Origin of the sequence: Peristeroidobacter soli (assembly GCF_004138485.1) — a bacterium.
GTDB classification, from domain to species: Bacteria; Pseudomonadota; Gammaproteobacteria; order Steroidobacterales; family Steroidobacteraceae; genus Steroidobacter; species Steroidobacter soli.
The window spans coordinates 155,122-182,055 of sequence record NZ_RYEV01000003.1 but is presented as its reverse complement, the minus strand read 5'-3'; the positions used below and the strand labels follow the sequence as shown (position 1 = coordinate 182,055).

Here is a 26,934-nt window from a genome sequence, read left to right as displayed (position 1 = left end):
CTTTGTATGACAAACATAGAATCACACAATTAAGACCCATCCGCCCCGTGCTAACGGGGCTCGCCCTGGCCCGATCAGCCAGAGCGACGAGCGGCGGTAGCCCGCTCGGGCACAGCCACCACGGCAGCGGCCTCTTCCTCTTGCTTCAGCTTGGCCACAATGGCCTTGCGCGCATTCGCCAGATGCGCACCCATCGCCTTCGCCGCCGCTTCCGGATCGCGAGCATTGATCGCTTCCATCAAGGTGTCCCACTCATGGATGCCATCTTCGAGACGATGCGGCTCGGCCATCGATCGCATGCGTAGATAGTTCACGCGCGTCAACAACTGGCGCGCCATGTCGGCGATCACCTTGCTTCCCGAACCATTGAGGATGGTCTCGTAGAACTCGCCCGCCATGATGGCCAGCTCGCGCACGTCGCCCTTGTTCAACACCTTGCGAAGATCCTTGTGGATGCGCGCCAGCTTCTTCACAGCGCTGTCATCGGCAAGCGCCACGAAACGCTTCACTGCCAGCGTCTCCAGCATCTCTCGCATCAGATAAATGTCTTCCGCGTCCTTCGACGAAACGATCGCGACCGTGATATTGCGACGCTTGCCGACTTCGATCAGGTTCTCCGCCTGCAGCTGACGCAAAGCCTCGCGCACCGAGGTGCGACTGACACCCAGCGCCTCGCACAGCTCGCGCTCCACCAACCTCATGCCCGGCGGATACAAGCCTCGGCTGATCGCACTACGCAGCTTGTCCAGCGCGTGCTCTCGCACCAGCGTCGGATTCTCAACAATTCTCAGATCCTGGTATTCCAAGGTCCTTCCTCGAAGTCGCGCGCAGAAGCGGCGGCAAAAATCATAGGGTTGCTGGCATCGGTGGCGAGCACAAACCGGCAATCGGCAAGGCGCCGCCGAGGCGGGCACATTGCACGATACTGTACGCGGTCAGCGCCGAAGTTTTCGGATTATCCATCGCTGCACGCGCGAAAATATCGAAACGAAAGTATCCGAACGCGCCGCTCGCTTCGATGCGGCCGAGCGGGTCGGTGACGTTGCGGGACGACACCAGCCGCACTCGGGTCGCATCCATTCCCAGGCCCACCAACGCGATAGCCACACCTACATTGACGTTCTTCGGATACGCCAACGCCGCCTCGCGCGCCGAGCCCGCAAAGAATTCGCGCTCCGCTTCGGAATGGTTTAAGTCAAGTACCTGCTCGGCCGCCGTGCCTCGCCATGCATGCGGAGGCTTGAACGATGTGTAGGTCACTTCATCCAAACCTGCGAGCCTCGCGGCCAGCAGCCCGTCGAGCCCGGCGATCGCGCCCGCTGGCAGCAGCGCGCGGCCGCCACCACGTTCCGCTGTGAGTAATTCATTTCTGACCTGGTCATCCGCCAGCGCGCCGACCGACGAAATGATCACGTCGATCCCGGCTCGCAGCAGCGGCGCCGCGAATTCCTTCACCGCCGAATGGCCGGCGCATTCCATGACGACCTGAGGTCGCGCGGCGAGCAGAGCCTGGACATCATGAACCGCCTTCGGAGCCTCCCGACCCGGCCGGACCAGCACCGCCTGCAGGGTGTCGGTCTCGCCCAGTTTCTCCAGACCGGTCAGGACCTCGCGCCCCATGGCGCCGAAACCGATCATGCCCAGCCGCACATTACGTCGCATCGCCCGCCTCATGACCGCCGTCCATCAGGCGGTATTTGATAATATTGTATGATCATACTACCTTAATGCCACCCCTTCACCGGACTACTGGCCATGGACACGACAGCCCGCGTCCCCGTAGCGATCATCGGCTCCGGCAATATCGGCACGGACCTGATGATCAAGATCCTGCGCACCAGCCGCACTTTGCGGATGGCAGCGATGGTCGGCGTCGACCCTCAGTCCGAGGGACTGGCCCGCGCCAGGCGACTCGGCGTCGCAACCACCTCGCAGGGCATCGACGGCTTCCGGGCCATGCCGGAATTCAAAGACGTGCGCCTGGTGTTCGACGCCACGTCCGCCGGCGCTCACAAACATCACGATTCGATATTGCGCGCGCAAGGCAAGACGCTGATCGATTTGACTCCGGCCGCGGTCGGTCCGTTCGTTATTCCGCCGGTGAACGGCGATCAGCATCTCGGCGCGCCGAATCTGAACATGGTGACCTGCGGCGGTCAGGCGACCATCCCCATCGTCGCCGCCGTCGGCAAGGTCGCGCCGGTGTTGTACGCGGAGATCGTCGCGTCGATCGCCAGCAAATCCGCCGGCCCCGGCACGCGAGCAAACATTGACGAGTTTACTGAGACCACGGCACGAGCCATCGAACAGGTAGGCGGGGCGCAGCACGGTAAGGCCATTATCGTGCTGAACCCCGCCGAGCCTCCGCTGGTGATGCGCGATACGGTGTACTGCCTCACCGCGCTCGCCGACGAAAGCGCGATCGAAGCGTCCGTGCAAAACATGGTCTCGGAAGTGCAAAGTTACGTTCCCGGCTATCGCCTGAAACAACGCGTGCAATTCGAGCGCGTCGGCCCGGGCATCAAGCTGCCGTTCAAGGGCGTCGACGAATCATTCGTCGGACTCAAGGTCAGCGTATTCCTGGAAGTGGAAGGCGCCGCGCATTACCTGCCGGCTTACGCGGGAAATCTCGATATCATGACCTCCGCCGCGCTGCGCACCGCCGAGCGCGTGGCCCTCAATCTCCGCGAGGAGATCGCTGCATGAGCCCGACCAGCAAGCTCTACATTCAAGACGTGACATTGCGCGATGGCATGCACGCCATTCGCCATCAATACGGTATCGATCACGTCAAGAAGATTGCGCGTGCGCTCGATGAAGCACGTGTCGACGCCATCGAAGTCGCGCATGGCGACGGCCTCGCCGGCTCTTCATTCAACTACGGTTTCGGCAAGCACACCGATTGGGAGTGGATCGAAGCCGTCGCCGAAGTGATCAAACACACCAAGCTCACGACGTTGCTGCTGCCCGGCATCGGCACCGTTCACGACTTGCGTCATGCATTCGATCTCGGCGTGCGCTCGGTGCGCATCGCCACTCACTGCACTGAAGCTGATGTTTCTCAGCAGCACATAGAATACGCGCGTAATCTCGGCATGGACGTGTCCGGCTTCTTGATGATGAGCCACATGAGTCCGCCCGAGCAACTCGCCGCGCAAGCGAAGTTGATGGAAAGCTACGGCGCTCATTGCGTGTACGTCACCGACTCCGGCGGCGCAATGACGATGGACGACACCGCCGCGCGTTTCCAAGCTTACGATCGCGTTTTGAAGCCTGAGACTCAGCGCGGCATTCACGCGCATCACAACTTGAGCCTCGGCGTCGCGAACTCCATTCTCGCCGTGAAAAACGGTGCGATCCGAGTCGACGCCAGCCTCGCCGGCATGGGCGCCGGCGCCGGCAATGCGCCGCTGGAAGTCTTCATCGCCGCCGCTGATGTGTACGGATGGCAGCACGGCTGCGATCTGTTCAAGCTGATGGACGCCGCGGAAGATCTGGTTCGCCCGTTGCAGGACCGGCCGGTGCGCGTCGATCGCGAAACCCTGACGCTCGGTTATGCCGGCGTTTACTCCTCGTTCCTGCGCCACGCCGAAAAGGCCGCGGCGATGTATGGGCTCGACACTCGCACCATCCTGGTCGAGCTCGGCCGGCGCCGCATGGTCGGCGGCCAGGAAGACATGATCACCGACGTCGCGCTCGACCTCGTGCGGGCTCGCGACGGCGCTGCAGACCGCCAAGACAAACTTGCTTCGTAATCAATTTCTTTTCGAGATTCCCATGGCCGCCAATCCGAAGCCAGCCGTTCCGCCCAGCCAGAGCTATCAAACCCTCACCGCCGACCGGCTGACGCCGACCATCGGCGCCGTGATCTCCGGCATCGATCTGAGCAAGCCGCTGAGCGCTCAGCAGGTCGCCGATCTGAATGCCGCGATCGCCGATCACCAGGTGATTTTCTTCCGCAATCAGGCGCTCGATCCGCCGTCGCTGAAGCGCGTCGGTCAATATTTCGGCGAGCTGCAGATCCACGCGTTGCAGGGCCTGCCGGATCATCCGGAAGTGCGCAAGCTGCAGGCGGATGCGAATTCGAAGCATGTCGCCGGCGAGGAATGGCACACCGACATGTCGTGCGCGACGATTCCTCCGATGGGTAGCATCCTCTATTTGCACACGCTGCCGACCATGGGCGGCGACACTGTGTTTGCGAGCATGTATGCCGCCTACGATGCGCTGTCGGATCGCATGAAGGCCTATCTCGAGGGCCTCACAGCGACGCATGACGGAAAACTCGCATTTGGCCGATTCAATCCCGATGGCAAATTCCCGGTCGCGGTCCATCCGGTGATTCGCACCCATCCGGTGACGGGCCGCAAAGTGCTGTACGTGAACAAGGGCTTCACCGCGCGCATCAACGAAGTGCCCGATGCGGAGAGCGCGGCGATCCTGCAGTTCCTGTTCCACCACTGCGAAAACGCGTACTTCCAGGTGCGCTTCCGCTGGGAGCCGCACTCGGTGGCGTTCTGGGACAACCGCTGCACGCAGCACCTGGCGATTTGGGATTACTTCCCGCAACTGCGCTCGGGCTTCCGCGTGCAGATCGCGGACCAGGGCGGGCCGAAAGAGTCGGCCTGATCTGCTGAGGTTATGAGGCTAGGCCCGGGGTCGAGAGACCTCGGGCCTTTTTTTATGTCCTGATTTTTGGGATCAGGTGACGGAGATCGGGCCGCCGCGAGCGCGCTCACCGTAGGGCCGCAACATCAACACCAGCACGATCGCCAGCGCACACAGCGGCACACCGAGCGCGAGAATCGACTTGTACGAACCCGTGTGATCGAACACGTACCCAAAGGCGAGCGGACTCAGGCTCATCGCCACCATCACCGCCGAGAACATCGCGCCGAAGATCTGCGCGAAGTTTTTCAAGCCAAAGTAGCGGCTGGTGAGATACGCGAGCATGTCCACTTCAGCGCCCAGGCTCAGACCGAGCAAGATCGCCGCGACAGTGAACACCCAGATCGGCAAAGGCGCGGACAACAATCCCAATCCCACTGCCGACAACGAGAAGAACACGAAGGCAATGCGCCGCGCGTCGAAACGATCGACCAGGAAGCCGATCAGCAATCGCCCGCCGAACGCGGACCAGCCGAACGCCGACGCAAGACCCGCAGCCAGACCCGCCGGCACGCCGCGATCCTGAAGCATCGGCACCATGTGAGGGATCAATCCGTACAGCACGAACGCCAGGCCCGAGAAGATCGTGATCAAACTCCAGAAGTCACGTCGTCGCATGGCTTCGGCAAGCGTATCGCCGGTGGCCACAGGATGTTCCGGCGGCGCATCGGAAACCGCGCCGTCGGGATGCAAGCCCAGCGACTGCGGCTTTTCGTGCAGCAGAAACACAACCATCGGCAGCGTGAACAACAACATGATCAGGCCGAGGCCGAAGTAGCCGCCACGCCAACCGTAGTGCGAGACGAGCTCTTGAGTAATGAGCGGCACATAGCCAAAGCCCAGACCGGTGCCGCTGCCGGCGATGCCGATCGCGAGACCGCGGCGCCGATCGAACCAGGAGGTGAGTACCCGCATGTAAGGCACGCTGTTCGTGCCCACGGCGATGGTGCCCATCGCCACATACAGCGCGATGAACTGCCAGTAACTGTTGATCATCGACGCCGCGAGGAAACACAGGCCGAAGATGATGATCGAGGGCACCAGGATCTTCTTCACGCCGAAGCGGTCGACCATCCGCCCCATGAACGGCAGCGACACCGCCGTGCATAACATCATCACCGACACGGCCGCGCTGATGGCCGTGCGGCTCCATCCGAACTCGGCGCCGATCGGGCCGCCCAAAAGAAACAGCGACGCCAGCCCGAACGCGGCCGGCCCGGTGGAAATGCCGAGCAGGCACACCACGACGGTGACCCAGCCACGCAGAAAGATTTTTGATTCAGTCATGAACTGTCACAAACAAACGGCGGTCGCTCCCCGCATCGGGAACGACCGCCGGATCGTTACGGCTGGTTTAGAAACGCGTCGAGACTCGCAGACCGATCGTGCGCGGCCGCGTGGTGTACACGCGATAACCGTCACCACTGACGCGCAGGCCGATCTGCGGCACTTCGTTGGTCAGGTTGTCGACGAACAGACCCGTGTCCCAGCCATCGAACCGCACCCCCAGCCGCAGGCCCACCAGGAAGTAATCCTCGACTTCCTGATAGTCGCCGAAGGTGCTGTTGAAGTTGGTGTACGACGCGCTCCGGTAGTTGAAGTTGGTATTGGCATAGCCGGTGAGCGCCGAGGAGAACGGCACTTCATATTGCACCTGGCCGGCGAACGCCCACTTCGGGCTGTACGGAATGCGATCGCCCTTGAAGCCGTACGGCGTCGGCTCGTCATCGGGATCGGCCGGCGGCGGCGGCACCGGCATGTCTTCCGACAGCCGCGAATCGGTATACGTCGCGCCCAACGTCATCGACAGCTGATCGGTCGGCTGCGCGTTGACCGTGAACTCGAAGCCGTTCACGTAGCTCTTGCCGGCGTTGCCGATGTAGACGAACGTGCCACCCGGATCGGTCAGCGAAATCTGCTGATCGGACCAGTTGATGCGATAGACCGCCAGCTCGGTGTACATGGAGCGATCGAAGAAGTAGCTCTTGGCGCCGAGCTCGTAGCTCCACAGCGTGTCCGAATCGTAGGCATCCGGCACGGTGACGCCCTGTTCGCGCGCCGCGTCCGAGTTGTTCGCGCCGCCCGGACGGAAGCCGGAGGCGATGCGCGCATAGAACGTCGTATCTTCGGTGGCCTCATAGGACAGCGCGAAGTTGTAGCTCAGCTCGTCCTGCGTGGTATCCACATCGAGCGACACGACATCCGCCGTCTGCACCGGCATGAACACCGGATGACGCAGCGATTGGCTGGTGATGTTGCGCTGACCGATGTCCGCCTCGTAGTAACGCACACCGATCGTGCCGGTGAGCTTGTCGGTCATCTTGTATTCCAGCTCGCCGAAAGCGGCGAACTGATCGATGGTGGTGTTGTTGATGCCCGAATTGATGTCGTCGCGCGCGAAGCCGGCGGCGACGCAGTCGTTGTGGAAGTTACAGCGCGCGAGGCCCGTGTTCGGATCGGCGACCAGCGCGGCGGTGCGCGCATCGGATTCCTGCTCGGCGTAGAACACACCGGCGACGAACTCGACCGGACCGCCGAGCTTCGAGGCAAAGCGGAATTCGGAGGAGAAGTTGGAAATATCCTGGTCCTGGTGATACGCCAGATCCACGCCCAGATTGAATCGCTGAGCGGTCGGCGTACTGTCACGCGAGAAATACAACGTGCGATCCATGTACGAGGCGGTGCCGGTGAAGGTACCGAAGCCCACGTCGTAGTCGCCGATGATGCTGAACAGCTTGATCTCGTCCTCGAACGGCTCCTGGGTCGGCGAGATGTTCTGGTAGTCGGGCTGACCGAACTCGAAGTACTGGGAACCGTCGGCTTTGCTTTCCTGATACAGCCCCATCAGCGTGACCTTGAACGAATCGGTCACTTGCGAAGCGAGCGACAGGCGCCCGCCCCATACGGTCTGGTCGTTCACATCTTCGTACTGCCGGCCATTGCGGTTCTGGTCGATATAGCCGCCACCGGTATCGCCCCACACCACGGCGCGCATGCCGAGCTTGTCTTCGATGATGGGCAGGTTCGCGACCGCTTCGCCCTGGAACAGCTCGTTGCCGTCCTTCACGCTGGCCGCCGAGCCGGTGAAGCCGAACGATGCTTTCGACAAGTCGGGCTTGTTGGTGATGAAGCGCACCGTGCCGCTCATCGATCCGGCACCGAACAGCGTGCCCTGCGGACCTTTGAGAATTTCCACGCGCTCCATGTCGTGGAGCTGGATGTTCGGTTGATTGTCGCTGCCGCCATCGAGGCCGAGGCCGGTGATGACTGCTTCGTCGAAGTACAAACCGACCGTGGGCTTGCCCGACGAGGAAATGCCGCGGACGATGATCTGGTTGTCACCCACACCGCGGTTGTTGACCTGAATGGACGGGTCCATTCGCGTGAAACTTTCCAGCGAGAACGCGGCGCTCTCGCGAATGGCGTCACCGGTGACCGCCGAAATGGCCGCGGGGGTATCTTTCATCGTCGTTTCGCGCTTGGTCGCGGTAACGACGATTTCCTCGACGATCGCCTCCTGCGCGTTCGCGACAGTGACCATGGCGGTCGCCGCCAGCGCGACGGCCTGGCCGATCCGGACGGCGACCCGGCCACCGAGCCGATTGGTGCTGACTCTCATGCAAGCTCCTCAAAGTTATGCGACGCGACCGCGTCGCGCATCCCCACAACCCACAACTCTCAAGCACTGCAACTTGCATACCACCATTCGAACCGATAATACGATGGTATTTTTGTATGATGTATGACGATCATAGAGAGCCTGGCGGTGACAATTCAAGCCTGGCTCAAGTCGGAATGAGCGCAAAGTTGGTGCGGCAACGCACAGTTCATGCACCAGCGTTGCGCCTGACCGTCCGTGACCCAAAGATTCTCAACCCTGCGAGTCGAGAGGAAAGCCCGTGCAGTCCACCATAAGAGCCCTTACTGCCCCCTTGCTGTTTTGTGTGGCGTTCCTTGCGGCAACCAGTGGCGCGCACGCGTCGCAGGGTGCGGCCGCGCTGGCAACGCTCGATGCTCAAATCGGCGGCGCGATTCCCTGCGAGCGACTGGTCGAGGAAGATTTCAAGAACACTTTCGAAGCGCCGCTCTCGGTGCTTTCGGCAAAGCTGGTGCCGGCCAAAGACGGCACGGCGGAGTATTGCGCCGTCAACGGCGTGATTCAGCCGCAGATTCAGTTTGAAGTGCGCTTGCCCAGCAAGAGTTGGAACGGCCGCTATTTTCAGGTGGGCTGCGGCGGCTTCTGCGGCGTCATCAACATCAACAACTGCGCCGACGCGCTCGCCGAGAACTTCGTGGTCGCGGCTCACAACATGGGGCACGTCGGGCTGGTCGTCAAAGATCCTGTCTGGGGGAGCGATCCTGCGCTCCGCGAAGACTTCGCTGGCCGTTCCACGCATTTGATGTCCATTGCCGGCAAGGCACTGGCCGAACGGTACTACGGCAAGCGTCCGGCGCGCGCATATTTTCGAGGATGTTCGACCGGCGGCCGAGAAGGGCTTACCGAAGCGCAGCACTATCCCGGCGACTTCGACGGCATCATCGCCGGCGACCCCGCCTTCCCCGGTCGCCTCGGTGCGATCGCGAACAACTGGGACGCACAAAAGCTGCTGCGCGACGACGGCTCGGAAGTCTTCACCCCCGCGAAGCTCGAAGTGCTGAACAAAGGCGTCATGAAAGCGTGCGACAAGCTCGACGGCCTCGCCGACGGCATTCTCACCGACCCGCGCGCATGCACCTTCGATCCCGCAAAGCTTCAGTGCAAGAGCGGTGACGGGCCGGATTGCTTGACCGCGGAACAGGTTGCGGCCGCGAAGGCGCTGTACAGTGGACCGGTCAACAGCAAGGGCGAAAAGCTGATGCCGGGCGCGACGCCGTATGGCAGCGAGCTTTCGTGGAGTGGCGCGGGTCGTCGCTCACTTGCAGAAGGGTATCTGCGCTATCTCGCGTTCCCGACCAATCCGCCGGCGGATTACAACTATCGCACGTTCAACTTCGACACTGATGTTGAGAAAACGGAAGAGATGGCGGGCAAGTACGATCCTGTCGCGCCTCATACTGCGCCGGATCTGCGTGAGTTTGAGCAGCGTGGCGGCAAGCTGATCGTGTATCACGGCTGGGCCGACGCCGGCGTATCGCCGATGGCGCTGCTCGATTACTACGCTCAGGTCACCTCACGTCAGGGCGGCGGCGAAAAAGTGCGCGATTGGTTCCGCGTGTTCATGGTCCCCGGAATGTTTCATTGCCGCGGCGGCAACGCGCCGAACACGTTTGAGTTGTTGCCCGAGTTGGTGAAGTGGGTCGAGCAAGGCCAGGCACCCGAGCGCGTCGTCGCCACTCAAAGCGGTGCGCAAGGCGTGATTCGCACTCGCCCGCTGTTCCCGTATCCCGCTTATGCGAAGTACACGGGCAAGGGCGATGTGAACAGCGAAGCGAACTGGGTCAAGGCGTCGCCGAGGAAGGAACCGGACGATCGGTTGGATTGGGTTCGGGCGCCGAAGTAATTGATCGCTGCGTTCAGGCGCGCGCGATTTCGCATGCGCCTGAACGCTCCCACCTTACTTGGCTCGATAGATCGCGCAGAGCTTGTTGCCGTCCGGGTCACGCACGTATGCCAGGTACATGGCGCCCAAGCTGCCACCCTCGCGCAACCCCGGCGGATCTTCGATCGACTTGCCGCCATGAGCGAGCGCCACGTCATGGAATTCCTTGACGTGCTCCGGCGAGTTGCATTTGAACCCGATGGTGCCGCCGTTCGCGAAGGTCGCCGCTTCGCCGTTGATCGGCTCGGAAACGCAGAACGTGCTGCCATTGTGACGATAGAAGAGCCGCACGTGGCCGGTGCTCGCGTTGTTGCGTATTGGCTCGCCGGCGCCGAGCGTCTTGAGCACAGCGTCGTAGAAGCGCTTCGAGCGCTCGATATCGTTCGAACCGATCATCACATGATTGAACATGCTCTCTCCTTCAGAAAAATTCTTGTGCCCCGTCTCATCCGTCCACTCGGACCTCGACGGACTCTTCCAATCGCTGCAGCTGCCAGTGGCTCGGTCCCAAGGCTCCCAGGAAGGAGTCTATCCCGGCCAGGGTCGATGCTCCTCTTGGCCGTCTCCAAAAATGAGCCATGTATCAGAGATGCCGGCCGCCTTGGGAGAATCGGCCTCCGATGGCTCGCGCGGAGCCACTTCGAGCCACCTAGGTGAGTTGCGCACGCTCCGTCCACGAGGACCCGGTCCGATCGAGTTATGATATCTCGCATAGCGCCCTGTCGAACGACCCCATCGAGATCGCCATGACCACAGCCAGACCCTTTCTGATGTTCCAGGGCGGCACGGCGCAAGCGGCGCTGGACCTGTACTTCGCCACCTTCCCGGACTCCGGAATGGTGCGAGTCGAGCACTACGCTGAAGGACAGGGCGGTCCGGTGGGAACGATCAAGGTCGCCGTGTTCACGCTGTGCGGCCGCGAGTTCATGTGTTCGGACAGCCCGATCAAACATGGCTTCTCATTCACGCCGTCGAGCTCCACGTTCGTGGACTTCGATTCAGTCACCGAGCTGGAGCGCGTGTTCGCCCTTCTGTCGGAGGGCGGCCAGGTGCTGATGCCGCTCGGCAATTACGGTTTCTCCAAGCGGTTCGGCTGGCTCAACGACCGGTTCGGTGTTTCCTGGCAGCTGAATCTGGCCGCCTGAGACGCGATATCGGAACTTTGAAATCTTCCACCGCCCTCGCGCTCGTAAAGTCAGCGCACACCGCTGTATGGGCATTCTTTGCGAGCTGCATCATCCTGCTGCCGATCGCGGCATTCCTCGGCCGCTTTGACATGGCGATCCTCCTGATCGGCCTGGTCGCCGTCGAAATCCTGGTTCTTGCACTCAATCACTGGGCCTGCCCCCTCACCAACGTCGCGGCGCGCTTCACCGCGGACCGCAGCGACAACTTCGACATCTATCTCCCCCTCCTCCTCGCCCGTTACAACAAGCAGATTTTCGGCTCGCTGTTTGTTCTGGCGGTGGTCTACACTGCTTACAGGTGGCATCAGGCTTGAGGGAGCGAGCGAGGCACCATGAGCGAAGACACACCGAAGTTCTGGTTTCCAGCGAAACGTTACGGCTGGGGCTGGGGTATCGCGAACTGCTGGCAAGGATGGGTGGTTCAGATCGGCTACATCGCCTTGCTCATCGCCGGCGCAAAGCTCTTCCTACCCCAACAAAGAAAACAATTCTGGATTCTGCTGCTGGTGAGCACGGCGGTGCTCATCGCCATTCACTGGGTCAAAGGCGAAAAGCCGCTGGCCTGGCGTTGGGGAAAATAGTCCGGCCCCGATGAAAATCGTCGAGGGTCGATTTCCATGGCGTCTTTTGTACCTGCCGCTGGTGGTCGCGGCAGCGGCCGGGTTGCTCTACGTCATCATCACCGACAGCTGGCAGCAACCGATCGGCCCCACGCTGTTTTTATTCTCTTCGGGATACTGTGCGTGGTGGGCTTATCTAACGATTCGCTCGGGCGTGGCGATAGGAAGCAGGCCCGAACTGACACCGGATCGCGAGTCGACCCCCATCCTTTTCTGGTTCGTGGCGCTGCTGCCGATAGCGATGGCGCTCATTTTTCTGTTTATTTCGGCCTCGATGCTGGGATGGATCCAAGCCGGGCCAGACTTCCATCCCGCCCGGCTCCTGTTCGCTCGCGCGTCGATCAGCGCGTGACCAGAACCTTCTTCACCCAGCCGCCGCCGTTGCTGGACTCGATCTTCAGGAAGCCGTCCTTCTCTTCGCCCATGAAGATCATCTCTTCGCCCTTGGCGAGCGTCGCGACCGACTTCGAGGATTCGCTCGGCGACGAATACACCTTGAGGTTGCCGAGCTTCGGCACGATGGTGTCGCCTTCGTTGTACACGGCGCCGCCCTTGGTCTTCTTCGCCGCCTCTTCCGCGAGGGTACCGACATCGCGCTGCAGGCTCGGCTGGCTGCGAACCGAGCGCACGATGTTGTTGTAATTGTCCGCGAGGCTGGCCGCGATCACCTTGCCTTCGTTGGTCTTGGTGTAGCCACCGAGAGCACCGGCTGCGCTGCTACCGAAGAGCGCGCCGCCAAGATTCAGATCTGCCTTCTTCGAGTTGCCTTCGGCGGAAGCGACCTGAACGCCGGAGCGCGCGTCGGTCACGAGCATGCTGGTCTGAGCTTCCTTGAATTTCAGGCCACCGGCGACGGCGCCGAGCGCACGGCCTTTGGAACCCGGGAGCAGACCGCCAAGCGCGCCACCGATACCGCCCGAATCGTTCTCGGAAAACACCACAGCCGGAGTGAGCACGAAATCGGCGCTGACCATCTGGCCGCCGCCCATGTTCGAGCCCTGACGCAGCTCACCGGATTCCTGCAGGGCGCGTTCCTGCATCATGTTCTGCATGCCGATGCCGCGCTCCACGACGATGAAGCAGTTCGACTGCTGAACCATCATGCGGATCAAACCGGTCGGAGATTGCAGGCCATAACGGGACAGCGACTGCGACACATAGTCTTGCGGCTCGACCACGGCGAGCGCCCCCATGGGCTTGTCACAGTGCTCGATGCCATCTTGCGCGCTCGCCGTGAGCGGCAAGCCCACCACGCTCAACGCGGCGACGACAGCAGCGCGTACGCCCAGCGTCTTCACCCCTGAAACACGGGCCGATACGGACTTCATAACTTTCTCCCAACGCGCCGACGGTGCGAAATACTTGATTTAAAGCCAGTTTGGGCCGCCAGGCGCCAAGGCCGGGGATCTGAGCACGCAGCTCGGAGACGGTCAAGCGCACAGCTCCCACTTGAACATTGCCGGCCGTGCTCGTTGCCCGGCAGGTGGCGGCACGCCATAGTGCCCGCATCATTCCAGCCCGCTTCGCGGCTGAAAATGCAACTTCAGTACATTGCTGGCCACCTATGACGATTCGCCACTGCCTGAGCCTGATTCCGCTGGTCCTGCTGGCCGCTTGCAGCGACGGCGGCTCCCCTGAACAGCAGGTTCGGGCGGTCATCGAACAAATGGAACAGGCGGCCGAGAACCGCAATGTTCGCGAGCTGGCCGGGCACCTGTCCGCGGATTATCGCGACGCCAATGGAATGGGCGCTGAAGAGGCCACGCGTTATGCGCGGGGCTATTTCATCGCCAACCAATCCATCCATCTGCTGACTCGCATCGAGGAACTGACTTTCCCGACAGAGGGTGAAGCTCGAGCCCAGGTGCTGGTCGGCATGCTCGGCCGCGATGCCGCCGCGGCCGATCAGTGGGATCTCGCCGCCGAGGTGCGCACCTTCAAAGTCGCTCTGCGCCGGGAGGATGACGAATGGAAAGTCAGCTTCCTGGAGGTGATGCCGAAATAACTCTCAGGGGCTTGTCTTTCCTGGCGCATTGACGCAGGGGCCGACCTCTGTAATATGACTGCCATTCCTTCGGGTTGTATTCAACGCGCTCGTCCGCGTCGGGGCCCTGGCCGGCTTCACGCGTCACCGACTCTCGCGAATCAACCCTACTGAATCAATGACTTAGACCGTGGTCGCGGTGCCAGCACCGCCGATCGGACGCCGCACGCCGCGGCGACGGTCCCGCGCCGGGCGCTCCGCTTGGGATGCAGCAACGTACGCTGCTGTCCACGAGGTGGGCTCGAAGTGCGGCCCTGGCCATGCCCGTCGCTCGCAGGCGATGCTTGGCCAGATGCGAATTTCCCGAAGATGGTAACGGTAGGCCAATATGAGTAACGGCACTGAGCGGGCCTCCAAGGAAGGGGCCGCGAACGAGGTCGCCCTGAAGGGGCGAACCACCCGTCCAGCCAAGCAGGGTCTGTACGATCCCGCTTATGAGCATGACGCCTGCGGCGTCGGCTTTGTCGTAGATATTAAAGGCCGAAAATCGCACAGGATTCTGCAACAGGGCCTGCAGGTCCTGACTAATCTGGATCACCGCGGCGCCTGCGGTGCCGAGACCAACACCGGCGACGGCGCCGGCGTGCTGCTCCAGATGCCGCATCAGTTCCTGGTGGCGGCCGCGAAAAAGTCGCGCATCGAGTTGCCCGAGCCCGAGCACTACGGCTGCGGCATCGTGTTCTTGCCGCGTAATCCCACACTGCGTCGGCGCATCGAGGAACGCTTCGAGCAGATCGTGCAGTCGGAGGGACAGACTGTCCTCGGCTGGCGCACGGTCCCGACCAACAACTCTTCGCTCGGCGACACCGCGAAATCCTGCGAGCCGTATATGCGGCAGGTGTTCGTCGCCAGAAATCCCAGTCTGCCCGACGCGCTGGCGTTCGAGCGCAAGCTCTACGTGATCCGTAAGCGCGCCTATACCGAGATTCGCACTTCGACGATGGAAGGTGCGGCATCCTGGTACGTTGCCAGCCTGTCCTATAAGACACTTGTCTATAAGGGCATGCTGCTTACCGAACAGCTCGGCTCCTACTTCCCGGATCTGCAGGATCCGACGATGGAGACGGCGATCGCGCTGGTGCATTCGCGCTTCAGCACCAACACGTTCCCGAGCTGGGATCGCGCCCATCCGTACCGTTACGTCGCTCACAACGGCGAGATCAACACCGTCCGTGGCAACGCGAACTGGATGCACGCGCGCGAAGCGCTGTTCCAGTCCGAAGCGTTCGGCGACGACATGGAACAGATCCTGCCGATCATCAATCCGAACGGCAGCGACTCGGCGATGTTCGACAACACGCTCGAGCTGCTGGTGCTGGCGGGCCGTTCGCTGCCGCACGCCATGATGATGATGATTCCCGAGCCTTGGTCGAATCATCAAACCATGGACGACAACAAGCGCGCGTTCTACCAATATCACTCCTCGGTGATGGAACCGTGGGATGGCCCCGCCGCCATCGCCTTCACTGACGGTAAATCGATTGGCGCGGTACTTGACCGCAATGGTTTGCGTCCTTCCCGTTACTACGTGACCAAGGACGGCCTGGTCGTGATGGCGTCCGAAGCGGGCGTGCTCGACATCGCACCGGAAACCATCTTGCAGAAGGGCCGTTTGCAGCCGGGCCGCATGTTCCTGGTGGACACCGAGCAAGGCCGCATCGTCGAAGACGAAGAGATCAAGAAGGCCGTCACCACCGAGCGTCCGTACCGGCAGTGGCTGAACGATCATCTGGTGCACGTCAACGATCTGCCGACCGCGCCTGAAGTGCCGGCGCCGGATCACGACACGCTGCTGCAACGTCAGATCGCGTTCGGCTACACCTTCGAAGACGAGCGCATCATCCTGACGCCGATGGCTCAGAGCGGTGTCGAGGCAGTCGGTTCGATGGGCAACGACACGCCGCTCGCGGTGCTGTCGAACAAGCCGCGCCTGCTGTACGACTATTTCAAGCAGCTGTTCGCGCAAGTCACCAACCCGCCGATCGACAGTATCCGCGAAGAGATCATCACTTCGGCCGAAACGCGCCTGGGCTCGGAAGGCAACTTGCTGAATCCGCAGCCTGCCGATTGCCGTCGTCTGGAATTGAAGTGGCCGATTCTCACCAACGAAGAATTCGCCAAGGTGCGCCGGATGGATTTGCCGGGCCTGCGCGTCGGCGTGCTGCCGAGCCTGTTCCGCGTGACCCGCGGCGAGAAGGGCCTGGTGAAGTCGATGGAAGAAATCCGGCTGATGGCCCGCCGCATGATCGAGGAAGAGGAAGTGAACGTCCTCATCTTGAGCGATCGCGGTGTGAACAAAGAGTTCGCGCCCATCCCGGCGCTGCTCGCGGTCGCCGGCCTGCATCACTATTTGATTCGCGAAGGCCTGCGCACGCGCGTCAGCCTCGTGATCGAAACCGGTGAAGCGCGCGAGGTGCATCACTTCGCGTTGCTGATCGGCTATGGCGTCAGCGCGATCAATCCTTACGTCGCGTTCGAAACCATCGACGGCATGATCCGCGATGACCGCCTGGTCAACATCGATCACAAGACCGCCTGCAAGAACCTGGTGAAGGCCGCGACCAAGGGCATCATCAAGGTGATGGCCAAGATGGGCATCTCCGCCATCCAGAGCTATCGCGGCGCTCAGGTGTTCGAAGCGGTCGGTCTGCGTCAGGACGTGATCGACGAATACTTCACCTGGACGGCGTCGCGCGTCGGCGGCATCGGCATGGACGTGATCGCGCAGGAAGTCCTGGTGCGTCACCGCGCCGCGTTCCCGGAACGCCCGACCGATCGCCACACGCTGCCCGTCGGCGGCCAGTATCAGTGGCGCGCGGACGGCGAATATCACCTGTTCAATCCCGAGTCGATCCATCGGCTGCAGAAGTCCGTCCGCAACGACAACTTCAACCAGTTCAAGGAATACTCGAAGCTGATCAACGAGCAGGCGACCAACCTGTGCACCCTGCGCGGCCTGTTGGACTTCAAGCTCGGCGACGCCGTGCCGCTCGAGGAAGTCGAGCCCATCGAAGCCATCATGAAGCGCTTCAAGACCGGTGCGATGTCGTACGGCTCGATCAGCCAGGAAGCGCACGAGACGCTGGCGATCGCCATGAATCGTATCGGTGGCAAGAGCAACACCGGCGAAGGTGGCGAAGATCCGTCGCGCTTCAAGCCGCTGCCCAATGGCGATTCGAAGAACTCGGCGATCAAACAGGTCGCCTCGGGCCGCTTCGGTGTGACCAGCGAATATCTGGTCAGCGCCAACGAGATCCAGATCAAGATGGCGCAAGGCGCGAAGCCGGGTGAAGGCGGTCAGCTGCCGGGCACCAAGGTGTATCCGTGGATCGCCAAGACTCGTCACACCACCGCGGGCGTCGGTTTGATTTCGCCGCCGCCGCACCATGACATCTACTCGATCGAAGATCTCGCCGAGCTGATTCATGACTTGAAGAATGCGAACCGTCGCGCTCGCATCAGCGTCAAGCTGGTGGCGGAAGTGGGCGTCGGAACGGTCGCTGCGGGCGTCGCGAAGGCGCACGCGGACGTGGTGCTCGTCAGCGGTCACGATGGTGGCACGGGCGCGTCTCCGCAAACGTCGCTTGCTCACGCCGGTCTGCCGTGGGAGCTCGGCCTCGCCGAGACTCACCAGACGCTGGTGATGAACAATCTGCGTAGCCGTATCGCGGTCGAAACCGACGGTCAGCTGAAAACGGGCCGTGACGTGATCGTCGCCGCTCTGCTCGGCGCCGAAGAGTATGGCTTCGCGACAGCGCCGCTGGTGGCGACGGGCTGCATCATGATGCGCGTCTGTCACTTGAACACCTGCCCCGCCGGCATCGCGACTCAGGATCCGCGTCTGCGCGAGAAGTTCGCGGGCAAGCCGGAGCACGTCGTCAATTTCATGCGCTTCATCGCCATGGAAATGCGCGAGCTCATGGCGCAGCTCGGCTTCCGCACCATCGAGGAAATGATCGGCCGCGTCGATCGCCTCGAGCCGCGCAAGGCTGTGAATCACTGGAAGGCTCGCGGTCTGGATTTCAGCAACCTGCTGTACACGCCGGATTCGAGCGACGGTACGCCGCGCTTCAAACAGATGGAGCAGGATCACGGCCTGGAGAAATCGCTGGACCTCACTCAGCTGCTCGAGATCTGCAAGCCTGCGATCGAGCGTGGCGAGAAAGTCGAGGCCGAGCTGTCGATTCGCAACGTGAATCGCGTGGCCGGCACCATCACCGGCAGCGAGATCACTCGCAAGTACGGCGCCGCCGGGTTGCCTGAAGACACGATCAAGATCCGCTTCAAGGGATCGGCCGGCCAGAGCTTCGGCGCATTCCTGCCGCGGGGCATGACTTTCTCGCTGGAAGGCGACGCCAACGACTATCTCGGCAAGGGCCTCTCGGGCGGCAAGCTCGTGCTGTTCCCGCCGGCCGGTTCGACGTTTGTTTCCTACGAGAACATCATCATCGGCAACGTCGCGCTGTACGGCGCAACCAGCGGTGAGGCCTACATCGGCGGCATGGCCGGCGAACGTTTCTGCGTTCGTAACAGCGGCGTGCACGCTGTCGTCGAGGCTGTCGGCGATCACGGCTGCGAGTACATGACCGGCGGTCGTGTGATCGTGCTTGGACCCGCCGGCCGCAACTTCGGCGCCGGCATGTCCGGTGGTGTGGCGTACGTGCTCGACGAGCACGGCGACTTCCACACCAAGGTCAACAAAGAAATGGTCGATGTCGGCCCGCTGGAGGAGCCGGAAGAAATCGCCGCGGTCGGCGCGATGATCGAGCGTCACTACGGCTATACGAAGAGCGCCCGCGCCCGGCAGGTGCTCGATAACTGGGATGACATGGTGAAGAAGTTCGTCCGTGTGCTGCCGCGTGACTACAAGCGCATGCTGGCCTGTATCGCCCGCGCCCACGAACAAGGCCTCACCGGCGACGACGCGATCATGGTCGCGTTCGAAGAGAACGCCAAGGACACGGCGCGCGTGGGAGGTAACTAAAGAGCCATGGGTAAGCCAACAGGATTCATCGAATATCTACGCGAGCTGCCGGTCGATCGCACTCCGCAGGAGCGCGTCAAGGACTGGAAGGAATTCCATCACCACATGGAAGACAAGCGGCTGCGCAATCAAGCCGCTCGTTGCATGGACTGCGGTGTGCCGTTCTGTCACACCGGCAAATTGATCAGCGGCATGGCCTCGGGCTGTCCGGTGAACAACGTGATTCCGGAATGGAACGACCTGGTCTATCGCGGGCTGTGGCGCGAAGCGCTCGACCGTCTGCACATGACCAACAACTTCCCCGAGTTCACCGGTCGCGTGTGCCCGGCGCCGTGCGAAGGCTCGTGCGTGCTCGGCATCAACAATCCTCCCGTCACGATCAAGACCATCGAGAACGCGATCGTCGATCGCGGCTGGGAAGAAGGCTGGGTGCTGCCCGAGCCGCCGAAGACTCGCACCGGCAAGCGCGTCGCTGTCATCGGCTCCGGCCCCGCCGGCCTCGCCGCCGCGGCTCAGCTGAACAAGGCCGGTCACAACGTGACTGTGCTCGAGCGTGCCGACCGTCCGGGCGGTTTGCTGATGTACGGCATTCCGAACATGAAGCTCGATAAGAAAGAAGTCGTCGAGCGTCGCTTGAAGTTGATGGAACAGGAAGGCATCAAGTTCATCTGCAACGCCAACGTCGGTGACAACGTCGAGCCGCAGCTGCTGCGTAAGGACTTCGACGCCATCGTCATCGCCACCGGCGCTACCCAGCCGCGAGATCTTCCTGTCGACGGCCGCTCGTCCAAGGGCGTGCATTTCGCCATGGAATATCTCACCGGTAGCACCCAGGCGCTGTTGAACGGCGGCGCTGACCACGCCCCGATTCACGCTCGCGGTAAAGACGTGATCGTCATCGGCGGCGGCGACACCGGCACCGACTGCGTCGGCACAGCCGTGCGCCAAGGCTGCAAGACCGTCACTCAGATCGAAATCATGGCGCAGCCGCCGATGGATCGCGCTTCCGACAATCCCTGGCCGGAGTGGCCCAAGGTCTACAAGATGGACTACGGCCAGGAAGAAGCCGCAGCCAAGTTCGGCGCCGACCCGCGCACGTATCTCACGACCGTGAAGCGTTTCGGCGTCGATGCCGACGGTGCTGTGAACGAAGTCGTTACTGTGCAAATCAGCTGGCAGAAGAATGACAAGGGCGGCTTCGTCCCTGTCGAAGTGCCAGGCACGGAGAAAGTCTACCCCGCTCAGCTGGTCCTGCTCGCCATGGGCTTCCTCGGCCCCGAGCAGATGCTGCTGAAGGACCTGGCGGTTGAGACCGACCCTCGCAGCAACGTGAAGGCCGACCACGGCAAGTTCACCACGAGCTTGAAAGGCGTGTTCGCCGCCGGCGATTGCCGTCGCGGCCAGAGCCTGATCGTGTGGGCCATCAACGAAGGCCGCGGCGCTGCGCGTGAGTGCGATCGTTATTTGATGGGGTCGACGGAGCTTCCCTGATTCTCAGGTGTTTGGCGAGGGGATCGATTCCGATCCCCTCCGACCCTCACTGCTCCAGGTGTGGCCGAATCAATCCCTCGAACCATTCCACGAATACGGTCAGCCGCCGCGAGCGTTGCCGCCGATGTGAGTACAGCAGCGAGATTTCCATGGACTCGGCACGATACGCCGGCATCACTTCGATGAGCTCGCCCGAATCGAGCAGGTACTGGACATCGAAGCGCGGGATTTGAATCAAGCCGAGCCCGGCACGGCAGCACGCGATGTAACTTTCCGCATTGTTAGCCGTCACCCGGGCAGGCACCGACATCTCTACGTTACGGTCACCCTGCCGGTACTCCCAGGGAACTTCGCGCCCGCTGCTGGCCGATGCATAACCGACGGCCCAATGACCTGCCTGCAGCTCGCTCGGATATTTGGGCATACCGCGTTCATGCAGATAAGCCGGGCTAGCACAGTTGATCAGCGCGAGCCGGCCGAGAGGCCGTGCCACAATTCGGCTTTCGCTGAGACTGCCAACTCGGACGGCGCAGTCCACACCCTCCTGCACGAGGTCGATGGCGCGATCAGTCGATCCAAGCGTGAGCTGCAATTTTGGATACTTGCGTAACAAGGCAGGCAGCGCCGGGGCTATCAAACGACGGGCGATTCGACTGGGGACATCGACCACCAACCGCCCGGCCACCTGCCGCTGCCGTGTCTGGAACAGTTGCTCGATATCATCCGCATCGCCGAGCAACGCACGCACGCGCTCCAGCAACTGCGCGCCATCCGCGGTCAGACGAACCTGGCGTGTAGTGCGATGGAGCAATCGCGTGCCAACCGCGGACTCCAGCTGTTGCACGGCCGCTGACATCGAGGCCCTCGGCACATTCAACGCATGAGCCGCTTTGATGAAGCTCCCCATCTCGGCGACTTGCACAAAGATGCGGTACTGATGAAGTTTGTCCATCGTGGGCCGCTAACGCCCGATCCACCAGGCCCACGCCCAAGCGGCCACCGCGGGAACACCGAACAACACCGCGTGAATGGGTAGTTCCTCCGCCAGGCTGTAGCCGTGCGACAGGCCGGTACGAAGATTCCATATCGTCACGACCAGCCACACGACCGTGAAAATTCCCACCGCGAGCACACGATGCGCGGCCGGCGTGAAGCGCAACAGCGCGGCCGCGACGGCCAGCCCCACCAGGACGATGATCAAAGTACGCACGCTACTTCTCCGAAGCGATTCCGCCGCGGGCGGCTCACTTCGTAGTGTAACCGCCGTTGATGAGAATGGTCTGACCGGTAATCCACCAACCGTCACTGACCAGGTGCCGGATGAAGGGCACTACATCCTCGATGTCGGTCAATCCGGTCTTGGAGAACGGCGATAACGCGGCAGCAGTCTTGTGATACGCGACGGCATTGGCCTCTTCCGCTGGATAGAAGAATGACGTGTCCATCGGACCGGGGCCGACGGCATTTACCGAGATACCACGCTCGCCGAACTCTTTGGCGGCCGCGCGTGTGAAATGTTCCACCGGCGCCTTGGTGCCAGCATACGAGGAATAGAAAGGGGTGAACGCGCCCAGCAACGACGTCACGAGAGTGAGAATCTTGCCGTGATCGTTGACGTGTCGCCCGGCTTCCTGAAGAAACAGGAAGGCCGCTTTCGCATTCACCGCCGCCATCTCGTCATACTCGGCCTCGCTGATCTCGGTCAGCGGCTTTTTCAATACCTTGCCTACCGTGTTGATAGCGATATCGGGCCGGCCGACCGCCGCGAGCGCATCGATGAACAGTTCCTCCATGCCCACGGCACGGGTCAGGTCGCCCTGCAATGCCACCGCCTGCGCGCCAGCCGCCTCGACGGCGGCCACTGTGGCTTCCGCATCCGCTCGGGTGCTATCGCTGTTGTAATGCACGACGATGGCTTTGGCGCCCTGCCGCGCGAGATCCCGGGCAATCAATCCCCCTAGATTCTTGGCGCCACCCGCGATGAGAACGACTTTGCCCTTGATGGAATGATCGGCCATGACACCCTCCTGATCGACGCCGGAAAGGCCTGCAGTCTAGGCTGCACATGCCTGCCGATCAGCCGGGCGCGTCTGGATGGATTATCCAGAACTCGAGAACAATCGGGACTGGCTTGAAAGGCGTGTTCGCCCGCCGGTGAATTGGCGCCGCGGTCAGAGCTTGATCGTGCGGGCCATCAACGAAGGCCGCGGCGCGGCGCGTGAGTGCGACCGGTATTTGATGGCCAGGTCGGTCAATTCGGCGCGCTGACGGGCGCCCTCTCCGATCAGCAAAGGCATCATCAGCGAGGTGCTTTCGCCATCGTCGACGACCGCCCCCATGTCCGCTTCTTTGTCCGCTTTGATTTCAACCATAAATCCTTATACATCATCAGTTTATTGATTTCAGCCTCCTTCGGAAGACCGCTTCCGTGTCCGCTATCTGGTCCGGTAGTTGAAGTCCAATTAGTCGTGAAAGCTCAGCGCAAGCACGGACGCGCGATCGCTCTCATTGCGTCGCCAGTTGACGAATGCCGAGCACTCGATGAGTGCCGCATACTGCTCCGGACACCGCCGCCGGAAATCCCGAACATGATCGAGCCGCAACGTGACCACCGTGCCGGGCGCACAGTGCGATGTCGTCATGCCGTCGTCGGGAGCGTCCAAGGAGGTGAGGCAGTCAATCCAGGCGCTGATGTTCTTTCCATAGAAGGACGGAAACCCGAACGTCTCGGCGAACACTGCGTGGAAAGACGGCCAATCGGTGATCCGCGCGCAATCGATCTTCACGCTCGTGACAATCATTTCGAGTTTCTCCCGGGGTCGCTGTTCATTAGAACGAGCCACGCTCTGACGATTCGCCTTCGGCCGTCCGGGGGATTCCCTGAATCTTGGTTTTAAGCGGGAGATCGCTACCGATTTCCGCCCATCCTTGTAGACTGATCATTCAAACGTGGAGGCGCAGTCATGCCGACTTCCCTGAAACAGATCCTGGAGCAAGCTCGCGCATTGTCGACTGAAGATCGCGCGAAGCTGGTCAATTCCCTGCTGGAATCACCCGATTCGCCGCAGTCCGACATCGAAAAAGCCTGGGCCGAGGAAATCGAGCAGCGCCTCGCAGCCTTCGATCGCGGAGAGATCTCCGCGTATCCGGCCGAGGATGTGTTCGCCGACGCACGCCGCATCTCACGATGAAGCGTGCGAGATTCGTCGCGTCCGCCCGGCGTGAGTTTCTCGCGGAGGTCGCGTACTACCACACGCGAGAGCCTGACCTGGGTGCTCGCTTTACCAAAGCGGTAGAAGCGGCGACAGCAAGAGCTCTTGCATTCCCTTTCTCTGGCTCACCTGCATCCAAAAATACACGTCGAGTTTTCGTTCGCAGCTTTCCGTTCGCGGTAATTTACCGCCCCGCGCCGGATGGCATCCTCATCGTCGCCGTCGCACATCATTCACGCCGACCAGCGTATTGGCATTTTCGGGTTCAAGAGGAGAGGCCCGTATATCAAGTCACCCGGAACGTCTCCGCGGAAACGTCGACCTGGCTCTAATGTGATTGGTCGTCCTGCGACTTGATAGCCGCCTTGTATTGTTTCTGAGCCGCCATGGACTCACAGATGAACTTCAGTTGGAGCGGCGTCTTCCCGGCCAGTTGCTCCGCCTCGATTCTTTTCGCTAAAGAAACGTGAATATCCGTTCCGTCGATCGACTCATGCTGCCGCATGTGACGATCGATCGTTCTGAACTCGGCCGGCTTCAGCGGGAAAACAGCGCTGCAGCCAGTACAGTGCAGATGATGTTTCAGGATAAAACGGAAGACACGGATGGCCGACAGGGTGACCCATTCCGCCTCCTTCGAAACCAGCCATTCCGAGCACGCCGACAGTCGTAACAGTACGCCGTGGCCACCACCCCCAGAGGCTTCTGTTCCTTCTCCCAACCGAAGATTATCCACATCTCTGCCTCCGTGACCGGGCGGAACCAGAACCATCGGGTGTGAGTCGCGGGCCGCCAGGCCCGCATGATAGCGGTGCGGACCATCGACAGGTTACAAAGTTAGCAAGGTGCATCAGCCGGAAATGAACCCGGGACGTTTCCGCGGAAACGTCCCGGGGGTTCGGCAGGGCTGCGACTCTACAAAGAGTCCGTCTGTGTTTTCTTCTGCTGGGCCTGCTCGGCTTGCGAAGCCTGATCGAACTTCGCCTGCAACTCGGCATGGATGTAGTTCACCTCCATATCGAAGCTCAGATGAGGCGCCTTGACCTCGATCGAGACGGGCCCGTCACGAAACCGGGCGGACTTGTTGCCTACGAACGGGATCTTCTCATCCACCAGTTTGTATTTTTCCTGAAGCGAGGACTTGATCGAATCGAACCGGGTATTGGGCAAGCTCAACAAGACACCGACGAGCTTGTTGCCCGGGTCGAAGATGAAAGTTGCCCGCTGCAATCCCTCGATGCCCAGTTCACTCCCCTGGGCCCTGAGCATCGGCCCGTCGCTCCATTTGTTGATGCCAACGTCGGTCAAGCGAGTCTTGCTGCCGACGACCGATCGAACCTCTTCGAGCGTGGCCACTCCGATTCGGACACCGAAGGGTGCGACATCTGCCTGGGCGGTCGTTAGAAACAAGAGCGCGAGAATGGTCGCTGCCGCTATTGTGCTTCGCACGAGACCTCCTTACTGACACTCCATTGATCAAAACCCAGAACCCCTGGGAATTGAACAGCAACGCAACGACGGCCCGCAAGGCCCGCCCACGCCTCGGAACGATATATTTCTAAATGACTTCGCCGGGGGACCTCGACGGCATCGCGCAAGCGCACTCCGATCGTCGCCCCTTGACCTCAAGTCGACTTGAAGTGGCACGCTATGACCCATGAACGACGTGCTCTCCATCCTCCTGCTCGGCATCGGCGCGACCGTGGTCACAGACGCCTGGGGATTGATTCGCAAGCCCTTGCTCGGCTTGCCTGCTCCTGACTACACCCTGGTCGGGCGATGGATTGGCCACATGGCGGACGGCAGGTTTCGCCATGACCGAATTGCCGCGGCCTCACCCGTCAAGGGCGAGCGAGCCCTTGGCTGGATCGTTCATTACGCCACCGGCGTGGCATTCGCCGCAGCTCTTATCTGGATCGTGGGCTTCAAATGGCTTCGCGCGCCAACACTCGGACCTGCGCTGGCATTTGGAATAGCGACAGTCGCCGCGCCATTTCTTCTAATGCAGCCAGGCATGGGCGCCGGCTTCGCAGCCTCGCGCACGCCGAATCCGAACTCGGCACGGCTGCAGAGTCTCATCACGCACGCAGTCTTCGGTTTCGGCCTATGGGCTGCGGCATGGATGATCCGTTATCCAGGTTAGCTCGATCTCCGAGGCCGCGCGCCGCGCCTCACCTATGCGCTGGAAAAGAAGCAGGATCTGTTGATCGCCTTCGAGCTGGCGTTGGGAGACCGAGAAGTGGACGTGCTCGGTCTGTATGTTTCTTTATCGAGCAGCCACCTCAATATCACTCTCCTCCTCGATCTCCGGCAGCTCGCCCCCATCCGGATAGTGATACCAGGCCCGGTGGGGTGAGATCTTCAAGCAAGCGAGGCATTGAGTGTCCTGCCAGGCGTGGCCGCAGCCGGGGCAGACGCCGTGGGTCCAGAAGGTGTTCCATTGAGTGCCGCAGCCGGGCAGACAGGCCCAGCGGTCTTCGGCGGCGGGTCGATACGAACACTTCGGGCAATGGATTTCGGGTTCGCCTGACATCGATCTTCCCGTCGGTTCGTCAATGTTTGCAGCGAAGGATAAGCGACGCGGGCGGGCGGCGTCGACGCGGAATCGTTATGATCCGGCGATCCAATTGGCAGGAGCCGTCATGCCCCGTTACGTCGCCTTCCTGCGGGGCGTGAGCCCGATGAACGCGAAGATGCCCGAGGTGAAGAAGGCTTTCGAGAAGGCGGGGTTCACCCATGTGAAGACCCTGCTCTCCAGCGGCAACGTGATATTCGACTCGCCTTCCCGATCGACAACCGCACTGGCGCGTCAGGCGGAGCGGGCGATGCAGGAACATCTGGATCGCAGCTTCCTGACCATCGTGAGATCGACGAAGGCGTTGAACGAGCTGATCGCCGCCGATCTCTACAGTGAGTTTCGCCTGCCGGTGAAATCGAAGCACGTGGTGACGTTTCTTCGCAAGGCGCCGACCGCGAAGCTGTCGTTGCCGATCCAGCTGAACGAAGCCAGGATCCTGGCCGTGCGGGGCCAGGAAATACTCGTGTCTTACGTGCCGCAGCCGGGGTCGCCGGAGTTCATGCGGCTCATCGAGAAAACATTCGGTACGGAGATCACGACCCGAACGTTGGACACTGTGAAGAAGTGCGCGGCCGCGTGACCCCGACGCTCGGAGTCACGCAGCCTTGAC

29 protein-coding genes are annotated in these 26,934 nt (G+C 61.6%); 15 read left to right on the top strand and 14 right to left on the bottom strand.

What is annotated here, in order from left to right; all coding sequences use genetic code 11:
- Window positions 1-74: 74 nt before the first annotated feature.
- Window positions 75-806 (bottom strand): GntR family transcriptional regulator, encoded by a 732-nt coding sequence (locus EKO19_RS09605; RefSeq protein WP_129776214.1) that lies wholly within the window; start codon window positions 804-806, stop codon window positions 75-77.
- A 40-nt stretch (window positions 807-846) separates the two neighbouring features.
- A complete protein-coding gene (locus tag EKO19_RS09600; protein WP_217705231.1) occupies window positions 847-1,662 on the bottom strand; it encodes an aspartate dehydrogenase in 816 nt (271 codons plus the stop codon).
- 93 nt (window positions 1,663-1,755) lie between these two features.
- On the opposite strand from EKO19_RS09600, the gene EKO19_RS09595 reads away from it, so the two are divergent.
- From EKO19_RS09595 to EKO19_RS09585, 3 genes are read left to right on the top strand one after another with little or no spacing between them, the layout of a single operon-like run.
- Window positions 1,756-2,706: an acetaldehyde dehydrogenase (acetylating) gene (locus tag EKO19_RS09595; RefSeq protein ID WP_129776213.1), complete on the top strand. Its 951-nt coding sequence runs from the start codon at window positions 1,756-1,758 to the stop codon at window positions 2,704-2,706.
- Entirely contained in the window at window positions 2,703-3,755 is a 1,053-nt protein-coding gene (gene dmpG, locus EKO19_RS09590) for a 4-hydroxy-2-oxovalerate aldolase (protein ID WP_129776212.1), read from the top strand. The genes EKO19_RS09595 and dmpG overlap by 4 nt, the downstream gene beginning before the upstream one ends.
- Before the next feature lie 22 nt (window positions 3,756-3,777).
- On the top strand, window positions 3,778-4,629 hold the full coding sequence (locus tag EKO19_RS09585) for a TauD/TfdA dioxygenase family protein (protein WP_129776211.1): 852 nt from the start codon (window positions 3,778-3,780) through the stop codon (window positions 4,627-4,629).
- A gap of 72 nt (window positions 4,630-4,701) precedes the next feature.
- Here the strand turns inward: EKO19_RS09585 and EKO19_RS09580 are convergent, their stop codons facing one another.
- Together EKO19_RS09580 and EKO19_RS09575 are read right to left on the bottom strand one after the other, a co-directional pair.
- Window positions 4,702-5,955, bottom strand: a complete 1,254-nt coding sequence (locus EKO19_RS09580) for an MFS transporter (RefSeq protein WP_129776210.1) — start codon at window positions 5,953-5,955, stop codon at window positions 4,702-4,704.
- A 67-nt stretch (window positions 5,956-6,022) separates the two neighbouring features.
- The gene (locus EKO19_RS09575; RefSeq protein ID WP_129776209.1) at window positions 6,023-8,287 is read right to left on the bottom strand and encodes a TonB-dependent receptor; all 2,265 of its coding nucleotides are present in this window, start codon (window positions 8,285-8,287) and stop codon (window positions 6,023-6,025) included.
- A 280-nt stretch (window positions 8,288-8,567) separates the two neighbouring features.
- On the opposite strand from EKO19_RS09575, the gene EKO19_RS09570 reads away from it, so the two are divergent.
- Window positions 8,568-10,169 carry a tannase/feruloyl esterase family alpha/beta hydrolase gene (locus EKO19_RS09570; protein WP_217705230.1) on the top strand — a complete coding sequence of 534 codons (1,602 nt, stop codon included), beginning with the start codon at window positions 8,568-8,570 and terminating at the stop codon, window positions 10,167-10,169.
- Between the two features lie 54 nt (window positions 10,170-10,223).
- On the opposite strand, the gene EKO19_RS09565 is transcribed toward EKO19_RS09570, so the two are convergent.
- Window positions 10,224-10,619, bottom strand: a complete 396-nt coding sequence (locus EKO19_RS09565) for a VOC family protein (RefSeq protein ID WP_129776208.1) — start codon at window positions 10,617-10,619, stop codon at window positions 10,224-10,226.
- 335 nt (window positions 10,620-10,954) lie between these two features.
- On the opposite strand from EKO19_RS09565, the gene EKO19_RS09560 reads away from it, so the two are divergent.
- The 4 genes from EKO19_RS09560 to EKO19_RS09545 are packed head-to-tail and all read left to right on the top strand — an operon-like array spanning window position 10,955 to window position 12,367.
- Window positions 10,955-11,353 carry a VOC family protein gene (locus tag EKO19_RS09560; protein WP_129776207.1) on the top strand — a complete coding sequence of 133 codons (399 nt, stop codon included), beginning with the start codon at window positions 10,955-10,957 and terminating at the stop codon, window positions 11,351-11,353.
- 17 nt (window positions 11,354-11,370) lie between these two features.
- The gene (locus EKO19_RS09555; RefSeq protein ID WP_129776206.1) at window positions 11,371-11,709 is read left to right on the top strand and encodes a hypothetical protein; all 339 of its coding nucleotides are present in this window, start codon (window positions 11,371-11,373) and stop codon (window positions 11,707-11,709) included.
- Between the two features lie 18 nt (window positions 11,710-11,727).
- Complete coding sequence (locus EKO19_RS09550) at window positions 11,728-11,976, top strand: hypothetical protein (RefSeq protein WP_129776205.1); 249 nt, start codon at window positions 11,728-11,730, stop codon at window positions 11,974-11,976.
- A gap of 10 nt (window positions 11,977-11,986) precedes the next feature.
- Window positions 11,987-12,367, top strand: coding sequence for a hypothetical protein (locus EKO19_RS09545; protein WP_129776204.1), 381 nt, complete (start codon window positions 11,987-11,989; stop codon window positions 12,365-12,367).
- Here the strand turns inward: EKO19_RS09545 and EKO19_RS09540 are convergent.
- On the bottom strand, window positions 12,357-13,343 hold the full coding sequence (locus tag EKO19_RS09540) for an SH3 domain-containing protein (protein ID WP_129776203.1): 987 nt from the start codon (window positions 13,341-13,343) through the stop codon (window positions 12,357-12,359). The genes EKO19_RS09545 and EKO19_RS09540 overlap by 11 nt on opposite strands.
- Before the next feature lie 236 nt (window positions 13,344-13,579).
- Here EKO19_RS09540 and EKO19_RS09535 point away from each other — a divergent pair, with 236 nt between their 5' ends.
- The 3 genes from EKO19_RS09535 to EKO19_RS09525 all read left to right on the top strand — a co-directional run bounded on the left by EKO19_RS09535 (window position 13,580) and on the right by EKO19_RS09525 (window position 20,534).
- A complete protein-coding gene (locus tag EKO19_RS09535) occupies window positions 13,580-14,020 on the top strand; it encodes a nuclear transport factor 2 family protein (protein WP_129776202.1) in 441 nt (146 codons plus the stop codon).
- 367 nt (window positions 14,021-14,387) lie between these two features.
- Window positions 14,388-19,043: a glutamate synthase large subunit gene (gltB, locus tag EKO19_RS09530; protein WP_129776201.1), complete on the top strand. Its 4,656-nt coding sequence runs from the start codon at window positions 14,388-14,390 to the stop codon at window positions 19,041-19,043.
- Window positions 19,044-19,049: 6 nt separating this feature from the next.
- Window positions 19,050-20,534: a glutamate synthase subunit beta gene (locus EKO19_RS09525; protein ID WP_129776200.1), complete on the top strand. Its 1,485-nt coding sequence runs from the start codon at window positions 19,050-19,052 to the stop codon at window positions 20,532-20,534.
- Window positions 20,535-20,580: 46 nt separating this feature from the next.
- On the opposite strand, the gene EKO19_RS09520 is transcribed toward EKO19_RS09525, so the two are convergent.
- The 5 genes from EKO19_RS09520 to EKO19_RS09505 all read right to left on the bottom strand — a co-directional run bounded on the left by EKO19_RS09520 (window position 20,581) and on the right by EKO19_RS09505 (window position 23,335).
- A complete protein-coding gene (locus tag EKO19_RS09520; protein ID WP_129776199.1) occupies window positions 20,581-21,486 on the bottom strand; it encodes a LysR family transcriptional regulator in 906 nt (301 codons plus the stop codon).
- Window positions 21,487-21,495: 9 nt separating this feature from the next.
- Window positions 21,496-21,744 carry a hypothetical protein gene (locus tag EKO19_RS09515; protein WP_129776198.1) on the bottom strand — a complete coding sequence of 83 codons (249 nt, stop codon included), beginning with the start codon at window positions 21,742-21,744 and terminating at the stop codon, window positions 21,496-21,498.
- Window positions 21,745-21,778: 34 nt separating this feature from the next.
- Window positions 21,779-22,552 (bottom strand): SDR family oxidoreductase, encoded by a 774-nt coding sequence (locus tag EKO19_RS09510; protein WP_129776197.1) that lies wholly within the window; start codon window positions 22,550-22,552, stop codon window positions 21,779-21,781.
- Window positions 22,553-22,705: 153 nt separating this feature from the next.
- Window positions 22,706-22,906, bottom strand: coding sequence for a hypothetical protein (locus EKO19_RS38580; protein WP_175597007.1), 201 nt, complete (start codon window positions 22,904-22,906; stop codon window positions 22,706-22,708).
- A 90-nt stretch (window positions 22,907-22,996) separates the two neighbouring features.
- Entirely contained in the window at window positions 22,997-23,335 is a 339-nt protein-coding gene (locus EKO19_RS09505) for a barstar family protein (protein WP_129776196.1), read from the bottom strand.
- Window positions 23,336-23,497: 162 nt separating this feature from the next.
- Between EKO19_RS09505 and EKO19_RS09500 the strand changes: the two genes are divergently transcribed.
- On the top strand, window positions 23,498-23,725 hold the full coding sequence (locus EKO19_RS09500) for an addiction module protein (protein ID WP_129776195.1): 228 nt from the start codon (window positions 23,498-23,500) through the stop codon (window positions 23,723-23,725).
- Window positions 23,722-24,078 carry a type II toxin-antitoxin system RelE/ParE family toxin gene (locus EKO19_RS39800; protein WP_129776194.1) on the top strand — a complete coding sequence of 119 codons (357 nt, stop codon included), beginning with the start codon at window positions 23,722-23,724 and terminating at the stop codon, window positions 24,076-24,078. The genes EKO19_RS09500 and EKO19_RS39800 overlap by 4 nt, the downstream gene beginning before the upstream one ends.
- On the opposite strand, the gene EKO19_RS09490 is transcribed toward EKO19_RS39800, so the two are convergent.
- Window positions 24,075-24,482, bottom strand: a complete 408-nt coding sequence (locus EKO19_RS09490) for a hypothetical protein (RefSeq protein ID WP_129776193.1) — start codon at window positions 24,480-24,482, stop codon at window positions 24,075-24,077. The two genes, EKO19_RS39800 and EKO19_RS09490, sit on opposite strands and share 4 nt — an antisense overlap.
- Window positions 24,483-24,661: 179 nt before the next feature.
- Complete coding sequence (locus tag EKO19_RS09485) at window positions 24,662-25,195, bottom strand: hypothetical protein (protein ID WP_129776192.1); 534 nt, start codon at window positions 25,193-25,195, stop codon at window positions 24,662-24,664.
- 208 nt (window positions 25,196-25,403) lie between these two features.
- Between EKO19_RS09485 and EKO19_RS09480 the strand changes: the two genes are divergently transcribed.
- Complete coding sequence (locus EKO19_RS09480; RefSeq protein WP_129776191.1) at window positions 25,404-25,889, top strand: DUF2938 domain-containing protein; 486 nt, start codon at window positions 25,404-25,406, stop codon at window positions 25,887-25,889.
- A gap of 123 nt (window positions 25,890-26,012) precedes the next feature.
- Here EKO19_RS09480 and EKO19_RS09475 read toward each other — a convergent pair whose 3' ends face one another.
- Window positions 26,013-26,279 (bottom strand): hypothetical protein, encoded by a 267-nt coding sequence (locus EKO19_RS09475; protein ID WP_129776190.1) that lies wholly within the window; start codon window positions 26,277-26,279, stop codon window positions 26,013-26,015.
- Between the two features lie 109 nt (window positions 26,280-26,388).
- Between EKO19_RS09475 and EKO19_RS09470 the strand changes: the two genes are divergently transcribed.
- Window positions 26,389-26,904 (top strand): DUF1697 domain-containing protein, encoded by a 516-nt coding sequence (locus EKO19_RS09470; RefSeq protein WP_129776189.1) that lies wholly within the window; start codon window positions 26,389-26,391, stop codon window positions 26,902-26,904.
- The last annotated feature ends 30 nt before the right edge of the window (window positions 26,905-26,934 follow it).

Coding starts and splice junctions, on each gene's coding strand:
- EKO19_RS09600 (WP_217705231.1), bottom strand. CDS start 1,662: ATGCGACGTAATGTGCGGCTGGGCATGATCGGTTTCGGCGCCATGGGG.
- EKO19_RS09595 (WP_129776213.1), top strand. CDS start 1,756: ATGGACACGACAGCCCGCGTCCCCGTAGCGATCATCGGCTCCGGCAAT.
- dmpG (WP_129776212.1), top strand. CDS start 2,703: ATGAGCCCGACCAGCAAGCTCTACATTCAAGACGTGACATTGCGCGAT.
- EKO19_RS09585 (WP_129776211.1), top strand. CDS start 3,778: ATGGCCGCCAATCCGAAGCCAGCCGTTCCGCCCAGCCAGAGCTATCAA.
- EKO19_RS09580 (WP_129776210.1), bottom strand. CDS start 5,955: ATGACTGAATCAAAAATCTTTCTGCGTGGCTGGGTCACCGTCGTGGTG.
- EKO19_RS09575 (WP_129776209.1), bottom strand. CDS start 8,287: ATGAGAGTCAGCACCAATCGGCTCGGTGGCCGGGTCGCCGTCCGGATC.
- EKO19_RS09565 (WP_129776208.1), bottom strand. CDS start 10,619: ATGTTCAATCATGTGATGATCGGTTCGAACGATATCGAGCGCTCGAAG.
- EKO19_RS09560 (WP_129776207.1), top strand. CDS start 10,955: ATGACCACAGCCAGACCCTTTCTGATGTTCCAGGGCGGCACGGCGCAA.
- EKO19_RS09550 (WP_129776205.1), top strand. CDS start 11,728: ATGAGCGAAGACACACCGAAGTTCTGGTTTCCAGCGAAACGTTACGGC.
- EKO19_RS09545 (WP_129776204.1), top strand. CDS start 11,987: ATGAAAATCGTCGAGGGTCGATTTCCATGGCGTCTTTTGTACCTGCCG.
- EKO19_RS09540 (WP_129776203.1), bottom strand. CDS start 13,343: ATGAAGTCCGTATCGGCCCGTGTTTCAGGGGTGAAGACGCTGGGCGTA.
- EKO19_RS09535 (WP_129776202.1), top strand. CDS start 13,580: ATGACGATTCGCCACTGCCTGAGCCTGATTCCGCTGGTCCTGCTGGCC.
- gltB (WP_129776201.1), top strand. CDS start 14,388: ATGAGTAACGGCACTGAGCGGGCCTCCAAGGAAGGGGCCGCGAACGAG.
- EKO19_RS09525 (WP_129776200.1), top strand. CDS start 19,050: ATGGGTAAGCCAACAGGATTCATCGAATATCTACGCGAGCTGCCGGTC.
- EKO19_RS09520 (WP_129776199.1), bottom strand. CDS start 21,486: ATGGACAAACTTCATCAGTACCGCATCTTTGTGCAAGTCGCCGAGATG.
- EKO19_RS09510 (WP_129776197.1), bottom strand. CDS start 22,552: ATGGCCGATCATTCCATCAAGGGCAAAGTCGTTCTCATCGCGGGTGGC.
- EKO19_RS38580 (WP_175597007.1), bottom strand. CDS start 22,906: ATGGTTGAAATCAAAGCGGACAAAGAAGCGGACATGGGGGCGGTCGTC.
- EKO19_RS09505 (WP_129776196.1), bottom strand. CDS start 23,335: ATGATTGTCACGAGCGTGAAGATCGATTGCGCGCGGATCACCGATTGG.
- EKO19_RS09500 (WP_129776195.1), top strand. CDS start 23,498: ATGCCGACTTCCCTGAAACAGATCCTGGAGCAAGCTCGCGCATTGTCG.
- EKO19_RS39800 (WP_129776194.1), top strand. CDS start 23,722: ATGAAGCGTGCGAGATTCGTCGCGTCCGCCCGGCGTGAGTTTCTCGCG.
- EKO19_RS09480 (WP_129776191.1), top strand. CDS start 25,404: ATGAACGACGTGCTCTCCATCCTCCTGCTCGGCATCGGCGCGACCGTG.
- EKO19_RS09475 (WP_129776190.1), bottom strand. CDS start 26,279: ATGTCAGGCGAACCCGAAATCCATTGCCCGAAGTGTTCGTATCGACCC.
- EKO19_RS09470 (WP_129776189.1), top strand. CDS start 26,389: ATGCCCCGTTACGTCGCCTTCCTGCGGGGCGTGAGCCCGATGAACGCG.